Source organism: Thermoplasmata archaeon, from assembly GCA_038851035.1.
Classification (GTDB): domain Archaea; phylum Thermoplasmatota; class DTKX01; order VGTL01; family VGTL01; genus JAWCLH01.
This window is the reverse complement of sequence record JAWCLH010000002.1, coordinates 62,831-78,005: the sequence shown is the minus strand read 5'-3', so window position 1 is coordinate 78,005 and position 15,175 is coordinate 62,831. Positions and strand designations below refer to the sequence as shown.

At 58.6% G+C, this 15,175-nt stretch carries 11 protein-coding genes; 7 read left to right on the top strand and 4 right to left on the bottom strand.

Annotated features, from left to right (window positions below; all coding sequences use genetic code 11):
• Positions 1-32: 32 nt before the first annotated feature.
• Both QW379_00970 and QW379_00965 read left to right on the top strand, forming a co-directional pair.
• Positions 33-539 carry a multiprotein bridging factor aMBF1 gene (locus QW379_00970; GenBank protein ID MEM2868982.1) on the top strand — a complete coding sequence of 169 codons (507 nt, stop codon included), beginning with the start codon at positions 33-35 and terminating at the stop codon, positions 537-539.
• 819 nt (positions 540-1,358) lie between these two features.
• Positions 1,359-5,135 (top strand): transglutaminase domain-containing protein, encoded by a 3,777-nt coding sequence (locus QW379_00965; protein MEM2868981.1) that lies wholly within the window; start codon positions 1,359-1,361, stop codon positions 5,133-5,135.
• On the opposite strand, the gene amrS is transcribed toward QW379_00965, so the two are convergent.
• Positions 5,132-6,214 carry an AmmeMemoRadiSam system radical SAM enzyme gene (amrS, locus tag QW379_00960; protein ID MEM2868980.1) on the bottom strand — a complete coding sequence of 361 codons (1,083 nt, stop codon included), beginning with the start codon at positions 6,212-6,214 and terminating at the stop codon, positions 5,132-5,134. The two genes, QW379_00965 and amrS, sit on opposite strands and share 4 nt — an antisense overlap.
• Before the next feature lie 176 nt (positions 6,215-6,390).
• On the opposite strand from amrS, the gene pfkA reads away from it, so the two are divergent.
• Both pfkA and QW379_00950 read left to right on the top strand, forming a co-directional pair.
• Positions 6,391-7,359, top strand: a complete 969-nt coding sequence (pfkA, locus tag QW379_00955) for a 6-phosphofructokinase (protein ID MEM2868979.1) — start codon at positions 6,391-6,393, stop codon at positions 7,357-7,359.
• A gap of 70 nt (positions 7,360-7,429) precedes the next feature.
• The gene (locus QW379_00950; GenBank protein ID MEM2868978.1) at positions 7,430-9,316 is read left to right on the top strand and encodes a hypothetical protein; all 1,887 of its coding nucleotides are present in this window, start codon (positions 7,430-7,432) and stop codon (positions 9,314-9,316) included.
• Positions 9,317-9,405: 89 nt separating this feature from the next.
• On the opposite strand, the gene QW379_00945 is transcribed toward QW379_00950, so the two are convergent.
• Positions 9,406-9,768, bottom strand: coding sequence for a hypothetical protein (locus QW379_00945; GenBank protein ID MEM2868977.1), 363 nt, complete (start codon positions 9,766-9,768; stop codon positions 9,406-9,408).
• Positions 9,765-10,376: a hypothetical protein gene (locus QW379_00940; protein MEM2868976.1), complete on the bottom strand. Its 612-nt coding sequence runs from the start codon at positions 10,374-10,376 to the stop codon at positions 9,765-9,767. Before QW379_00940 ends, QW379_00945 begins: the two co-directional genes overlap by 4 nt.
• An 810-nt stretch (positions 10,377-11,186) precedes the next feature.
• On the opposite strand from QW379_00940, the gene QW379_00935 reads away from it, so the two are divergent.
• The 3 genes from QW379_00935 to QW379_00925 all read left to right on the top strand — a co-directional run bounded on the left by QW379_00935 (position 11,187) and on the right by QW379_00925 (position 13,880).
• Complete coding sequence (locus QW379_00935) at positions 11,187-12,803, top strand: FAD-dependent oxidoreductase (GenBank protein ID MEM2868975.1); 1,617 nt, start codon at positions 11,187-11,189, stop codon at positions 12,801-12,803.
• A 37-nt stretch (positions 12,804-12,840) separates the two neighbouring features.
• Positions 12,841-13,146, top strand: a complete 306-nt coding sequence (locus QW379_00930) for a glutaredoxin family protein (GenBank protein MEM2868974.1) — start codon at positions 12,841-12,843, stop codon at positions 13,144-13,146.
• 134 nt (positions 13,147-13,280) lie between these two features.
• On the top strand, positions 13,281-13,880 hold the full coding sequence (locus tag QW379_00925; GenBank protein ID MEM2868973.1) for a ferredoxin-thioredoxin reductase catalytic domain-containing protein: 600 nt from the start codon (positions 13,281-13,283) through the stop codon (positions 13,878-13,880).
• A gap of 115 nt (positions 13,881-13,995) precedes the next feature.
• Here the strand turns inward: QW379_00925 and QW379_00920 are convergent, their stop codons facing one another.
• Positions 13,996-15,138, bottom strand: a complete 1,143-nt coding sequence (locus QW379_00920; GenBank protein ID MEM2868972.1) for a hypothetical protein — start codon at positions 15,136-15,138, stop codon at positions 13,996-13,998.
• Positions 15,139-15,175: the final 37 nt, after the last annotated feature.

The following is a 15,175-nucleotide window of genomic DNA, read 5'->3' as shown; positions in this document are numbered from 1 at the left end:
CCACCGCCAAGAGTTATATCCCACATCCCCGATTGGGTCCCGGGTCGGTAGTGCTCTGCGAGGTTTGCGGGAGGGAAAGCCAGCAGCTGAGGACTGTGCTTATCGAGGGTTCAGAACTGAATGTCTGTCCTGAGTGCGCCCGCTTTGGGGTCGAACGGTCCCCAAAGCCTAAGAAGAGCAACATCCCTCTTCACGTGGCGGAGGCGCTCGAGAAACGCGAGAAGCGGAGCCAGCCTAGGGACATTTTTCAGGAACCCATGGAGGAGCTCGTGGCCGACTATTCCCAAAGAATTCGACGCGCACGCGAGAGGCTTGGCTGGACGCCCGAGGAGCTCGGTAAGAGGGCAAATGAGAAGAAGAGCGTGATACTGAAGCTGGAGGCCGGCGAGATGAGGCCCGATGACGCTCTGGCCCGGAAGCTCGAGAGGGTTCTGGGCATTAAATTGAGGGAGAGGCCGACCTCCGTTGCACCCCCGCCCCCGGGTCCTAGGCGCGGCCTCACTCTCGGGGACCTCATTAAAATTAAAAAGAACGGCTAGGACTGACCTCTTCCCTGCCTTAGATTACTCAGATTTATCTGGATTAAAGAGGGTTATTTAAAATAAATGGATTGTGATTAAAGTTCATGTGTTGGCCCCCCTCTCTGCACTTTTAGAATACTCCATCTTCGTAACAAAAGCCTGAAACAGCCTCTCGTGATTCCCGAGCCTAAGGTTACAATACCTATTTAGAAATTTATGGTGGCTCAATACCACTCCAGCCTCCCCCGGACTTGCCATGAGCTGCTACGGCTTTTTTAATCGCTCCTAGAAGAGTCTGACCGGGGGCTTTTTATCAGAGCTCGCGCCCACCGAGCAGCATCGAAGTCCCGTCCTTTCTGAGGATTACATTTCCATCGCCTATTTTATTCATTGAGCGTGGTAAATAGAGTTGCTGTCTTTACTATCGTCCTAGATCCGATGCCGATGCTTCTCTTTCCTGGGCGATTCCCATGCCAATCCGTTCTCTTTGAGAAGCCTGTGAATGTTATGAAACTCAAATAGAAGCGGTTGTATTGGGTATGATGCCCTCCTCGAAATCAATTGCCCTCCGTATCGCAAACCATTGAAACGGCTCACCACAATTTTCCATTTCCTTTCTTAGCCGCCCTTTTATTAGATAGCGCAACAATTATTTTGGAATATATTAATAAATTTTAGGTTTAATGATGCCGACAAGAATTGATCATAGCTAATTCATCTTTCGTTAAATGTATTATAAAATATTTATATAACTTATAATTAATTTGACTCCTGGGCCGAGGGAAACGGTCGGGGGCTTCAATGGGTTCGAGGAAAATTTTCCGGTTCAACCGCCATATGAGCCTGAGAGAGCCTTCGCTGGTGGCTCTGGCCGTTTTCATTGTGCTCCTGTTGACCTTCCCGCACCTCCACCTCCCGGGCTTCAGGTCCTCTTTACAGATTCCCTTTGGTACCTCAAGGCCCGTGCAGACGATGCCCGGCACCGACACCGACGGTGACGGGCTCTACGACAATATAGAGAGAAAAATCGGCACCAGCCCTCTAGTCCCGGACAGCGACGCCGACGGTCTGAGAGACGGGGAAGAATACGAGTATTGGACGGAGCGGAGCGAGCTCGAGCTGAAGCGCAATGAAACAGACCCATGGCTGGCGGGGAAGTTCCCTGACGAGGTAAAGAGCCGGCTCGTGCAGCGTTACAGGCCGGACAGGGATCTCGAGGGGGATGGCCTAAACAACATCCGGGATGCTGACGCAGACGCGGACGGCAACCTTGACGGAGAGGAGCTGTTCGGCGGCACCGACCCCGCCCACCCGGACGCGGCTGGGTCGGGCGGCCCCGGCACTGACGTCCTTCCCCCGGATAGCGGGAGCCTTCCCCCTCCGGGGGGCCCGGGAGAGCCCGGCTCGGGCGAAGCACCTGCTTGGACGAACCTCGATTCCCCCATTCTCGACTCCGAAAGCTTCCAGAGAATAGCCTCCGGAGGCGCCCAGGCGCTATTCTTCATCGAACCAGCCGACAGGCCGCGCTACTGGAGGACCACCACATTTGACACCTACGACTGCGGAACGTGGTCTATTCCGGTGCCCCTGAGCACCGGATACCGCGGCGAGGTGATAGAGCTGGAGGTTTCGCGCCCTCAGGAGGTCCCCGAGGAGGAGTTTAGGGTGGAGTTCAATGGAGAGGGCACGGGCTATCTGCCGAACGCCCTCCATACAACCCGCCTTTACGGGGCGCGCCCCGACGTGTCCCTCTCACTGGACAGACTTCTCAACTTCCACACCACGCAGGTCGTGAGGTCCTATAACTTCACAACCTTCGTCTTTCCCCTGACGCTTGAGGCTCTCAAGAACGCCACAATTGACCAGAGGATGGTGAGCACTGCCTACTGCAGCGCCGGAAAAAACCTTCCCTCACGGGTTGGGAATCTGGCTGCAAAACTAACCGCGGGTCTGGAGAGGCCCTACGAGAAGGTCTCGGCGATTCTCTCCTTCCTCAGGACGAGCTGCGAGTTCGACCCGGTTCCCGGCACCGCCCCCCCAGGCGAGGACTTGGTCGACAACTTCCTCTTCGGCTCCCGCCGCGGCAGCAGCCTGGAGTTCGCCTCGGCCTTCGTCCTCTTGTGTAGGCACAGCGGAGTCCCCTCGAGGCTCGTGACGGGCTTCGCGTTAGGGGAGCAGCTCGGTGGGAAGAGGGTGATTAGGGCGGCTCACTACCACGTCTGGGCCGAGGTCCATTTCGCTGAGCTCGGGTGGGTCCAGTTCGAGGCCAGCGATTCGGAGCTCCCGGGGGTCCCGGGCGTAGTCGGCGCGGAAGGGAAGGACCCGAGCGTGGGGCAGTGGGACGCTGGCAGCGGCGCCATCGTGGTCGGGGGAGGTGGAGGGGGGACAACTCGCAATGAGAGCACACAGGAGCCCATCGGTGTCGTCAATGGGAGCATCATCTTTTACTTTGAGGTAATACCAGAAGTCATAATGAAGGGGGAGCTCTTCACTGTCTGTGGCCGGCTTATCGTGCCCATCGGGGTCTCGGGCTGCGCCACCGTTTCTGTCTTCATGGACGAGCCAGCGAACCTCGTGGGCAGGGGTCGCGCCCTGAGCGACGGGAGCTTCTCGCTCCTCTGCAGCGCCGATGCTATGCCCGTCGGAGAAAGAGCGGTGGGTCTAGCAGCCTCGATTTTCCACAGAGGAATTCTATATACATCGGAGACGCCTTGGCAACAGATGAAGCGCGTCGCGCTGATTTCCGCCACGACCCTTTTCATTGAAACAGAAGGCGAAGTCGTCTCGAACGGGGAACTCTTCTATTCCGTAACCCTGAGGGATTCGGGAGGCCTCCCACCCCTTTCTCCGCAGAGCGTTATGATGTGCTGGAACGACTCGCAGGTCGATGAAATCCGGGTCGGGCAGAGCGCGCAGAAGTCGAGCTTCTGGGTCAGCGACCCCCCGGGTAACTACAGCCTCACCGCTGTCTATAATGGCTCGAAGTACCTCTTGGCCTCCTGCGCCACTAAGGTCATCAGGGTCAGGTCCGCAGGGGTGCGCATCGAGCTCAGGACATTTCCCCAAGAGCCCGTGGCGGGAGGCCAGCTCTTCGTCGAATTCGGGCTCCTGAGCGAGAAGGGCGAGGCCATCAACGAGAGCCTCTCGCTCTCATTCGATGGCGAACTCGTCGGCGTCTTTAAGGCCGGCGGTGTGGTGACCATCGAGCTCCCCGAGCACAGAATCGCGGCCGGAGACCACAGGCTCACAGTCTCGTTTGCCGGGAACGATTATTACGTTAAGAGCTCGCGAGAGGTGGAGATACTTGTAAAAGGAACATCGAGAATTCTTCTCCCAACAGAGAGCTTGAGTGTCGGGACCTCACCGGAGCTCCTCGGCTACCTCAAAGACAACCTTGGCCGCCCCATTCGAGGGGCGACTGTCCACGTGCGCTGGTCCATGCCTTCGGGCGAAGAAGAATTCGTCGAGAAGGTGACCTTTAGCTCGGGGGACTTCAGATTCCAACTCAAAATACCTGACGACACACCCACGGGGATGTTGGCGCTCTGTGTGGACTTCTTCGGAGGCGCCCTCCACGTCGGGACCAGCAACACCACCTACCTGCCCATCACCTCCCCCTCATACATCTATGCCGCAGTGGCCGAGAATTTGACTAGAGGCGAATCTGTGCGGGCCTCGGGCCGCATCGAGGACCATCTCCACCGGCCGATCGGCCACGCACAGGTGACACTGAAGCTCAACGGGGAACTCTGCGGCTGGGGCTGGAGCGACGAGGCGGGTGGGTTCGAAATCTATGGGGAGGTGCCTTTGACGTTGAACCTTGGAGAGGCGACGGCAGAAATCGGTTACGCTGGAGAGGGCTATAGGGAGAGCGCCGTGTGCAGGGCGGGCGTAGTGGTCCACTCCAGAAGCTCCCTAAGGGTCTCGGTGCCGGCGAAAATCGAGCAGGGGAGGGGCTTCGAGGTAGTGGTGGTCCTTATCGACGACAAGGAAGAACCGGTCGCAGGCCACAATATCACAGCCATTTTTATGGGCAAGAAGCAGCCCAGGGCCACGGACCTTAACGGAAGAGCGGTCTTTCGGCTCGAATTCCCGTGGCTCTCGACGCGGGAGGAGCTTAGGGTGCTCTATAAAGGGGAGCAGTACTACAGGCCTGCTCGCTGGAGCGCCTGGGTCAGCGCAGAGCCGGTTTTCATCTACAGGCTGGTCGCCCTTGTAGCAGTGATGGCCACCTTGTTGGTCGGTTATTACATTATATACAAGTACGGTGTACCGCTGAAGAGAGCCGGCCTCGCGAAGGGCGGTTCGGACCTCTCCTGGCTGACCGACAGGTATCGGAGGACGATTCACAAGGTTTACAAGAAAATGCTCTCCGAGATGGAGGGGCTGGGAGCACCCAAAGAGGAGGCCTGGACCGTGAGGGAGTACGAAGCCGAGCTTGCGAGAAAGCTTAGGCTCGACCTCCACAGCCTCCACCTCCTTACCTCAATTTTCGAGGAGGCGCGCTACAGCCGCCACACGTTCACCGGTGTGCACAGCCGGAGGGCTGTGCTCAGTTACAGAAAGCTGATGAACAGCCTGGGCTTCGAGAGATTTCTCAGGCCACAGGTTTAATTGTCAAGGGGGAATGGTCTGAGCCGGCCGACCAAGTGCGACGGGCCCCCCCGGCCCGTTATCGGTATCGGCTCGCCGCAACTGGGGCATTTACCCTCGGGAGTTACGTTGTACTCAATAACGCATGGGCCCTCGCGGAGAATCAGAAGACGCTTGCAGGACGGGCACCAAGTACTTTCGTACCTGTGGCCCCTCAAGTTTCCAACGTAGGGGAAGCGTACCCCGAGCCTGAACGCAAGCTCTCTCGCCCTCTCTAGCCTACTCGGTGGAGTCGGGGGTCGGGTGAATCTGTGTGCGGGGTGGTATCTGGTGAAGTGGAGCGGCACATTGGGTCCGAGGCGTCTGAGGTGTTCCTCCACCAGCTCCCTCACATCGTCCTCACTATCGTTCAGGTCCGTGACTAGCAGGTTTACGATTTCGACATGAATTCCGAGCTTTACAGCTTCCTCCGCCCTCCTCCAAGGAACAGATGCGTCCGCATGCCCACAGTGGTTGCTGTAAACCTCCTGATTCCCCTTGATGTCGATTTTCAAGCCATCAAGGCCAGCGCGAACTAGCCCCGAGAGGGCCTCCGAAGTCATGTAGCCGTTTGAGACGAAGCAGCAGTAGAGCCCCTTCTGCCTTGCCAGAGGAAAAAGGTCGACGCAGTACTCGTACAGAAGGGTCGGCTCCTGAAAGGAGGCACAAAGCCCCCAGTCGCCGCTGGCAAGGGCCTCATCAAGTAGTCGTTCGGGCGGGATATAATCGGATTTGGAGGCATAGGGAGGGGTACGGGAGAGATGGTAGTTCTGGCACCACATGCAGGCGAGGTTGCAGGACCATGTTGAAAATGTAAGGGCCGTGGAGCCGGGCCAGTAGTGGTAGAAGGGCTTAATCTCGATTGGCCTGCTCTCCACGGCGGAGAGGTTGCCGTAGCAGTGGGTCAGTAGCTCTCCGTTGGAGAACTCTCTGGTCCGGCAGAAGCCGAATTTCCCGGGCGGAATCAGGCATCGCCGCTCGCAGAGGCCACAGCGCGCGGAGCGCCCCTCGAGTGACCACAGAAGCGCTGGACGAATCCAAGGTGGAGGGCTGTCGGGCATGCCGATGGTGATTTGGCAGATGAGAAATGGGGGATATGAGTGTAGCGTGAGCTGAAGGATAGGTCAGGAAGGGAGGGTAGGAGTGAATGTAAGAATGTAATATATATGAGCAATATATGAGCAATGGAAGGGTTATAATACTACCGGGCTCCCTCACGAGCAATGAGGGTGAGCTGATGAAGCGTGTAGGAATCTTCTGCTCGGGCGGGGACGCTCCAGGTATGAACGCCGCCATTCGGGCGGCAGTGCGGGCCGCGATATTTCACGGTCTAGAGCCCATCGGGATACTCCGCGGGTACGCGGGGATGATCCGCAGTGAGTTCAGGCCGATGGACGCGCGCTCTGTGTCTGGAATAATAAGCCTCGGGGGAACAATTCTGCGGACAGCGCGCTGCCCCGAGTTCATGGAGCGCGCCGGCCGGGAGAGGGCTTTTGAGAATCTGAAGGCTGCTGGCATTGATGGGCTGATCGCAATCGGAGGGGACGGGACATTCCGGGGAGCGGAGGAGTTCACAAAGGAGTTCGGCCTACCCGTGATAGGCGTCCCTGGGACGATAGACAACGACTGCTACGGCACCGACACCACCATCGGCTTCGACACAGCGGTCAATATAGCTGTCGACGCCATCGACAGAATTCGCGACACTGCCGCATCCCATGATAGAATCTTCTTCGTCGAGGTTATGGGGAGGCGAAGCGGGTTCATCGCCCTATGGTCGGGCATCGCTGGAGGAGCGGAGGCCGTGTTCCTGCCGGAGGTCAGAGAAAGTCTAGAGGACACCGCGAGGGAGCTGGTCGAGGGGAGGAGGAAGGGAAAGACCTCCGCAATCGTAATAGTCGCCGAGGGGGAGGAGGCGGGAGGCGCCTTTGAGATTGCCAGAAAATTTAGGGAGCTCACAGGTCTTGAGTACAGGGTGACGATTCTCGGCCACATTCAGAGGGGCGGGAACCCGACGGCCTGGGACAGGGTTCTCGCTACGCGGAGCGGCGTCAGGGCAGTCGAGGCCCTCCTCGAAGGCAGAAAAAGCGAGATGGTCGGTCTCAGGAATCAGGAGATGACACTTGTGCCCTTTTCCGAAATAAAGGAGGGTAAGAAGGCGCCAGACCTCAGCTGGCTGAGACTCGTTCAGGCCACAAGTGTATAGGGCCTCTTCGGACCCATTCTCCGGCCCGCGCTGGAAAACCAGATATACGTCCCAGAGGATTGGTCGGCTGATGACGGTCAGAGAGGAGCACAACGGCCCGGGTATTCGGGCCGGCTCTCGTATTGCCTTTGCCCTCGCCCTTCTCTTATTGGCCCTGCTCATCCTCTCTCCCGCATCGAACATGAATCGCCTCTGCGGGGCAGCTTCCGGCCGGGAGGGCGCGGTTTCCATCTGGCATCACGAAACTGTTCTGGAGGGGGAGGGCAATCTAACGACTCTGGCCGTGGCCGATTTCATCCCGTCCGTTCCTGGCGACGAGGGTGTGACAGGAGGGGATTCTGGGAGCCTCCGACTCGTTTGGATGGAGGGCTGTGCATGGAGGACGGAGACTCCTTGGAAGGCAGATGGCTCGATTACTTCAATCGCTACAGGCGAGCTCGATGCCGGCTCTGATGGATTCGAACTTGCTGTGGGAGTCGCAACGGCTCAGGCCTCGGGAGCAATATACCTGATTTCGGCGCTCGGCCGTCAGGTCTCTGCACGTCTCCTCCAAATATGTAGCGCCCCCGTGCTAGCTGTGAGCGCTGGAAGGCTGTGTCAGGAGGGACGGGGATGGGGAGTGGCGGCGGTGGATAGCGGAGGAGAAATATCGCTCGTGGACCTTGGGGAGGACACCGCGATGTCGCGGAGAATTCACACGGTTGCGGGCGCGTGCTCCATCATTGCCGCCGACATCGATTCGATGAGGGCCGGAGACGAGCTGGTGATAGGCACCTCCGCCGGCCAGCTCCTTGAGGTTTACAACGATGGAAAAGGATGGAGGAATCTGACGCTCTGGACCTCGCCCTCAGCGGTCACGGGGCTTGCACACGGAGACGCCGACCCCCGCCATGCCGGTTGTGAACTTTTGGTTTCTACTGAGGGCGGGGAACTCGTCCTCCTCGAGCTGGTCGGTGGGACCTGGGGCGGGATGATCCTCTGGAGGACCGGAAGCCCACTTGGGGGCGTTGCTATCGGAGACCTCCTTACGGGCTCCGAGGGTGCGGAAGTGGTTGTCACAGGGGGGAACGGTGTGAGTGTCGTTTGGTGGAGCGGGGCCGATTGGAGATCTGAGACGGTCTGGGCTCCCGAAGGTTTCTGCGATGTGGCTAGGGTCGGAGAGCTGGACCCGTTCCACAACGGAGCGGAGGCACTAGTTATTTCAGGAGGTGAGCTCTGCCTAGTTGGCCTCTATAAGCCGGACATTCTCCTATCTGCCCAGAACTCGAGCGCACTCGTCTCCTCAGAGGAGAGCGCAGAGTTCTCGCTTGTCCTCCATTCTTTAGAGCGCCTCTCTGGAAAGGTCATGCTAAGCGTCTCCGGACTCCCCGCGAATGTTTCTGTACTCAGGGGCACCGGGCCTGTCGAGCTGCACCCTCCCGCCGTGGAGGTTTGCTTGGAGCTGGCTGTGCCTCCCAATGCACCCCAAGGTAATTTCTCCCTTCTAGTCACTGCGTTTCACCAGGCCGGCATGTATTCATCTGTAAAGCTAAATCTGAGCATCGAAAGGACGCTGAACTTCACCATCGCCCTCTCTACCGAAAAACAGATTCCTGAGGCTGGTAAGGCAAACACATATATCGCAACCGTGACCAATACTGGCTCGATGGCAGCGGCATTCAAAATTTGGGCCTGGACCGAGAACGGCTGGAAGATAGGCTATCCCGAGGGCAACATTACCAGAAAGCTCGCTCCAGGCGAGAGCGCCACGATCCCTGTCAGAGTCTCTATACCTGCAGACGCCGCAGGAAGGACCGTAAGGCTCACTGTGGAGGCATCGCCGCTTCATTACCCCGCAGAGACGAGGACGGCCTCAATGAGAATCGCTGTGCCCTCGAGCCCAGCCTGCGCAATGTCGATTTTGCTTGTGGGCGCTGCCATGGCCACTTTGATGATCTGCGGCGCCCGGCGCGTCTAAAGGCTGAGCGCCGGAGCAAGAGAATATAAAAAGGAAAAAGATATAAAAAATTTTAAAATGAAAAATAAAAAAGAGAAATGGCCAGTTGCTCAGAGGTCTTCAACCAGCCATGACTCCGCCCAGAAGGTATTGCCCAGCACATGGATGGCGATCTGCCCGACGCCACCGGCCGCATCGCCGGGGATGAGGCAGGAGGCGACAAAGGAGCCGTCGCCGGTCGTGCCAGCCTTACCCTGCCAGAGCTTGTACGACGCAGAACTCTGGTTGAGCTGCACGACCACATCCATCGCCGAGTCAATCGTCATCCACGAGTCGGTCCCTTCATTGTAGTATTGTATATAGCCGCGGATGGTGAAGGGTTTGCCCTTCGGCCAAGAGGTCGCTCCGGGCTGGACTGCAGGTGTACCCGCTGGGTTGGTAAATTTGCCAGCCTCGGTGAAGGTCAGTATCACGCGAGTGGGAGGCCTGTTGGGATTCCCACCTTGCTGATTCTGACCGTTGCCCTGGCCCTGGCCTCCACCTCCCTGCTGGCCCTGGCCTTGGTTCTGCTGACCCTGGCCTTGGTTCTGGTTTTGGCCTTGGCCTCCTTGGCCCTGGCCCTGGCCCTGTTGGCCACCCTGGCCCTGGCCTTGGCCCTGCTGGCCACCCTGTTGGCCACCCTGTTGGTTTTGTCCGTTACCCTGGCCCTGGCCTTGGCCCTGGCCCTGACCTTGGCCCTGGCCTTGGCCCTGGCCCTGACCCTGGCCTTGGCCTTGGCCCTGACCCTGACCTTGGCCCTGGCCCTGGCCTTGGCCCTGACCCTGGCCTTGGCCCTGACCCTGACCTTGGCCCTGGCCCTGGCCTTGGCCCTGACCGTTGCCCTGGCCCTGACCCTGGCCCTGGCCCTGACCCTGACCTTGGCCCTGGCCCTGGCCTTGGCCCTGACCCTGACCTTGGCCCTGGCCCTGGCCTTGGCCCTGGCCCTGACCCTGGCCCTGACCCTGGCCCTGACCCTGGCCCTGGCCCTGACCGCTATTCTGGCCACCTCCATTGCCGTCGTTGCCTGGCCCGGACTGGGCATCAGGAATCAGCGGCTGGGGGTCAACATCGTCCATCCTGCCGTCACTGTCGGTGTCCGGGTTTGTGGGGTCGGTTCCCTCAAAATACTCCCTGAGGTTGCTCCAGCCGTCCTGGTCCGCAAGGTCGGCCTCGTCCCACATGTATGTCGGATCGAACTTGTAGTTCGGGTCGACGTTCACATCTGGGAAGCCGTCATCATCGCTGTCGTATCTGGCGTACTGGTCATGGCCAAACCGGCCCACGGGCCAGTAGGCCCTGTTCAGGTCATAATAGACTTCCCAGCCGTCATCTGCTCCGCCGTTGTCCGTGTCCCTGTTGTTCGGGTCCGTCCCGTAGATGAACTCCTGGAGGTTGGTCAGCTGGTCCCCATCCGAGTCCTTCAGAGCGTCAGAAGGATCCAGAGGGTCCAACGCTAGGGCGAATCCCGTTAGCGCCCCACCGACCATCAACATGGCAAGCACTGTTGCCCACATCCGTTTCATTTCACCTCACCTCTCTCGGAGTTCAGCTCCTTGAGTCTTCTTATGTTGGTGGGATATATATACTTTCTAAGACAAATTTCGAATAATAATGGTTATAAGGGATGAATAGTCATTTAAATATATGTGTCAATACATGAGTTTAAATACATGAGGTTAGCGATTTTGATTGTTGGGTTGCTTGTTATGCAATACTATTGAAGGCCGCCTGGCTGCTCCTCTAATGGGTGAACGGCAAAGGATTACATCCAGTATATTAAGTTCGGTGAATTAGGTCTTTCGTAATCATAAAATACCGAAAACGGTTGGGGGATAATAAGGAGGGGGAGAGAATGAGCCAAGATGAGTTGATAAGTGAAGAAAACAAAGAGGCCATTAGAAAAGCCTTCAGCGTGTTAAGCCGGCCTGTAAGTCTAGATGTGTTTATCAAGGCTCGGGAGAATGATCCCTTTAATGACTTGACGGTCGCACTGCTCTCCGTGTTTCCAAAGCTGTCAGATAAAATAATGGTAAACATCAACGATATCGGTGGTGACAAATCTCGTCGATGGAATGTGAGCAGATCCCCCAGTGTTCTTATAGAGCCTGAGCTCTTTAATATCCGCTACACGGGAGCTCCGCTTGGCGAGGAGGCCAGGTCCCTGATTCAGACGATTCTCAGGGTATCAATGCGCGAGAGCGGACTTGGAGCCCGCTCCAAAGAGCTTCTTGCGGGGCTGAAAGAGAAAAGGCACATCCGGGTTTTTGTGACACCCACGTGCCCGTACTGCCCGGGCGAGGTCTTGAACGCTTTCAAATGCGCCATAGAAAAGCCGGATTTGGTGAGCGCTGAGTGCGTGGAGGCGCTTGAGAATCCGGACCTGGCAAGAGAGGTGCATCTCGGAGGGGTCCCGCAGACGGTGGTCAATGGAGTTACGGTGAGCAAGGGTCTCCAGACCGAAGAGAGGTTTGTGGAGCGGGTTCTGAGCGTGAAGGAGTGGGTGGAGCCCACGCCGGCTCCCAGGCCTGCATCATTGGAAAGGGAGGTGGACTTAATAGTAGTTGGCGGCGGGCCGGCGGGGCTCACGGCAGCAATGTACGCCGAGCGGAGCGGCCTGAAGACCGTCGTACTTGAGAAAAGAGTTGTCGGTGGTCAGGTCGCCCTGACGCCCGCTGTCGAGAACTGGCCTGGGTTCCGCAACATCCCCGGAGCCAAGCTCATGGAGCTTATTGGAGCACAGGTCAGGGACTATGCGGAGGTCATAGAGAACGAGCCTGTGCTGGAGCTAAAGGTTGGGAGGAAAATCGAGGCCTTGACGCCGAGGGGGAGGTATCTGGGGAGGGCGGTGATTTTAGCCACAGGTGCGGAGCATCGCAAGCTCGGGGTCCCTGGAGAGGAGAGGCTGGCGGGCAGGGGGGTAAGCTACTGCGCCACATGCGACGGATTTCTGTACCGGGGAAAACGCGTTGCAGTCGTTGGCGGCGGGAATGGAGCGCTGACCGACGCAATATATCTCTCGAGCCTTGGGGCGGACGTGACCATCATTCACCGACGGGACAAGCTCCGCGCCCAGAAAAGGCTCCAGGATCTCTTCGCCGCCACTAAAGGCACCATCTTATGGGAGACCGTAGTTGAGGAGATTCAGGGCCGGGAGAGGGTGGAGAGCGTCCGTGTCAAGAACCTTAAGTCCGGGGCCGTTACTACAATACCCGTTGATGCGGTATTTATCGCGGTGGGCCTTGTCCCCTCATCACAGCTCGCTAGAGAAATCGGCGTCACTGTGGACGAGAATGGATTCGTCAAAGTCGATGAGGCCATGCGGACCAACATCCCGAGGGTCTACGCCGCAGGGGACGTCACGGGCGGCGTCAGGCAGATCGTGACCGCAGTCGGGGCGGGGGCCGTGGCGGCGCTCTCCGCCTTCGACGACCTCATGGAGCCCTACTGGAGAAAAGGGGGCAAAGATTGATATCTTTCCTGGCCAGATATGGACGGGTCAGGGGGAAATGAGGCAGAGGGTGATTGGTTCTATGAAGAGGCACGTTGAGGGGAAGATGAAGGACAAAAAGGTTTTCCTCTGGGCGCTGAGCACCTGCATGTGGTGTAAAAAGACCAGGAGTCTTCTGGAGGACAGCGGCGTCGACTATAATTATATTTACGTGGATGAGTTGGAGGGTGAGGAGAGGGAGAGGGTTCTGAATGAAGTGCAGAAGCACAACCCCGCCCTCTCATTCCCGACACTCCTCATCGGGGAGAGGTGCATTGTCGGATTCGACGAGAAGAAAATCAGGGAGGCTCTAGGAATTTCCTGAAGCGCCCCGCCGTGGGAAAGCGAAAGGGCATGGATTTAAGACCGGAAGAAGACCGGGCCCGATCAAGAGCAGAGGGAAGAGAGCGGGGCAGATTCGAGGGAGGCGGGAAGCCGTTAAATTAATGGAGGGATAGTATGGGAGAAGCGGAGGAGCTGTTTCGGCGTCTTGAGAGGGACGCGAGCGCGGGCGGATATATCCTCAACCCCAACAGGGAGGACACGATGACGCTCGTCGAAGGCCTTCTGACCAATATTAAGCGCTACGGATATCCGTCGTGCCCGTGCCGTATCGCCGACGGTCGAAGGGAACTCGACCTAGACATTATATGCCCCTGCGACTATCGGGACGCAGACCTGAGCGATTACGGCGCCTGCTACTGCGCACTCTATGTCACGAGAGACTGGATTGAGGGAAGAATCGAGCGCAGGGTCGTCCTGGAGCGCCGGCCACCTAGAGAGAGGAGGGTGGGACTGGCCGGCGCCGGTTCAGGACGGAGTGCGGCAAAGGGAGAGCTGGGGGGAGAGCTGTCCACGACCCCCATAACCCCAGCCTCCGGAGGAAAGGCGGGGGAGGAGGTCTATGCCTCTGGAGCGGCGGACATGCCCTCCCGCCTGAAGGGTGGCTACCCAGTCTGGCGTTGCAGGGTCTGCGGCTATCTGTGCGCCCGTGAGAGGCCTCCTCAGGTATGTCCGATTTGCAGGGCCACAGCCGATAGGTTCGAGAGATTTATTTGATTCATTTGAGCGCTGGCTGAGCGGGACTTGGAGGGGCGCAGGGTCTGCGTGGGTTGCGCCAGAGGGTCCACTGGCTGAAAAAAGGAAAGAAAGGAAAAAGGGGAGAGAGGTCTTCTCACCCCTCCACAAGCCAGCTCTCGCCGGCGGCGCTGTTCCCGAGGGCATGGATTGCGATGACCCCCGCTCCACCAGCCGCATTCCCCGGTATCACGCAGGTGGCCTCGAAGGCTCCGTTGCCCCTGTCGCCCGCCTTTCCCTCCCAGAGGGTATAAGAAGCGCCGGTCTGGTTGAGCTGGATGACAACATCCATTGCCTGATCAATCGGGACCCAGGAGTCTAGGCCTTCATTGTAGACCTCGACGAGGCCGCGCACGGTAAAGGGCTTCCCCTTAACCCACGATGCGGAGCCAGTAGCGGAGCTGCCGTCTGGATTGAGGAAACGCCCCGCCTCTGCATATATCACCCTTATTCTGGACGGAGGCGTGAAGCCGGGCCCCGGACCGATGTTCTGGCCATTCCCCCAGCCCTCTCCATAGTGGGTTCCCTGGCCATGGTAGGGGAGCGGCCCGGGCTGGTTCTGGCCGTTGCCCGAGCCCTGGCCGGGGCCGGACACGCCCGGGTTCCCGCTGCCGGGGATCTGGCTCTGGCCGTTGCCTTGGCCCTGACCCATTCCTTGGCCATATCCCTGGCCCATGCCTTGCCCCATTCCCTGCCCGAGCCCCTGACCCTGGCCGCTGTTCTGGCCTATGTTCCCTCCCCCGCCGGGGCCCCACTCATCATTCGGAATCAATGGCTGCGGGTCAACATCGTCCATCCTGCCATCACTGTCGGTATCCGGGTTTGTGGGGTCGGTTCCCTCAAAATACTCCCTGAGGTTGCTCCAGCCGTCCTGGTCCGCAAGGTCGGCCTCGTCCCACAAGTTGGTCGGGTCGAACCTGTAGTTCGGGTCGACGTTCACGTCCGGGAAGCCGTCTCCGTCGCTGTCGTATCTGGCGTAGAGCTGGTGGCACCTGCTGCCCACTGGCCAGTGCGCTCTATTAAGGTCGTAATAGACCTCCCAGCCATCGTCCGCTCCGCCGTTGTCCGTGTCCCTGCAGTTCGGGTCGGTACCGTAGATGAACTCGAGAAGGTTGCTCAGGCGGTCTCCGTCCGAGTCCTTCATTGAGTCTTTAGGGTCGAGGGGGTCCAGCCCGGGGACAAGCCCCGCCAGCATTGCGGTCACCATAAGCGCACCCACGGTCAGTGCGAGCTTTCTCATCACTCCTCACCTCTGGCTTTCTTTTTCGTCCGGAGGT

Excerpts from the sequence above, each read along its gene's own strand:
- QW379_00920 (MEM2868972.1), bottom strand. The coding sequence starts at position 15,138 with ATGAGAAAGCTCGCACTGACCGTGGGTGCGCTTATGGTGACCGCAATG.
- QW379_00925 (MEM2868973.1), top strand. The coding sequence starts at position 13,281 with ATGGGAGAAGCGGAGGAGCTGTTTCGGCGTCTTGAGAGGGACGCGAGC.
- QW379_00935 (MEM2868975.1), top strand. The coding sequence starts at position 11,187 with ATGAGCCAAGATGAGTTGATAAGTGAAGAAAACAAAGAGGCCATTAGA.
- QW379_00950 (MEM2868978.1), top strand. The coding sequence starts at position 7,430 with ATGACGGTCAGAGAGGAGCACAACGGCCCGGGTATTCGGGCCGGCTCT.
- QW379_00930 (MEM2868974.1), top strand. The coding sequence starts at position 12,841 with ATGAGGCAGAGGGTGATTGGTTCTATGAAGAGGCACGTTGAGGGGAAG.
- amrS (MEM2868980.1), bottom strand. The coding sequence starts at position 6,214 with ATGCCCGACAGCCCTCCACCTTGGATTCGTCCAGCGCTTCTGTGGTCA.
- QW379_00940 (MEM2868976.1), bottom strand. The coding sequence starts at position 10,376 with ATGCCCAGTCCGGGCCAGGCAACGACGGCAATGGAGGTGGCCAGAATA.
- QW379_00965 (MEM2868981.1), top strand. The coding sequence starts at position 1,359 with ATGAGCCTGAGAGAGCCTTCGCTGGTGGCTCTGGCCGTTTTCATTGTG.
- pfkA (MEM2868979.1), top strand. The coding sequence starts at position 6,391 with ATGAAGCGTGTAGGAATCTTCTGCTCGGGCGGGGACGCTCCAGGTATG.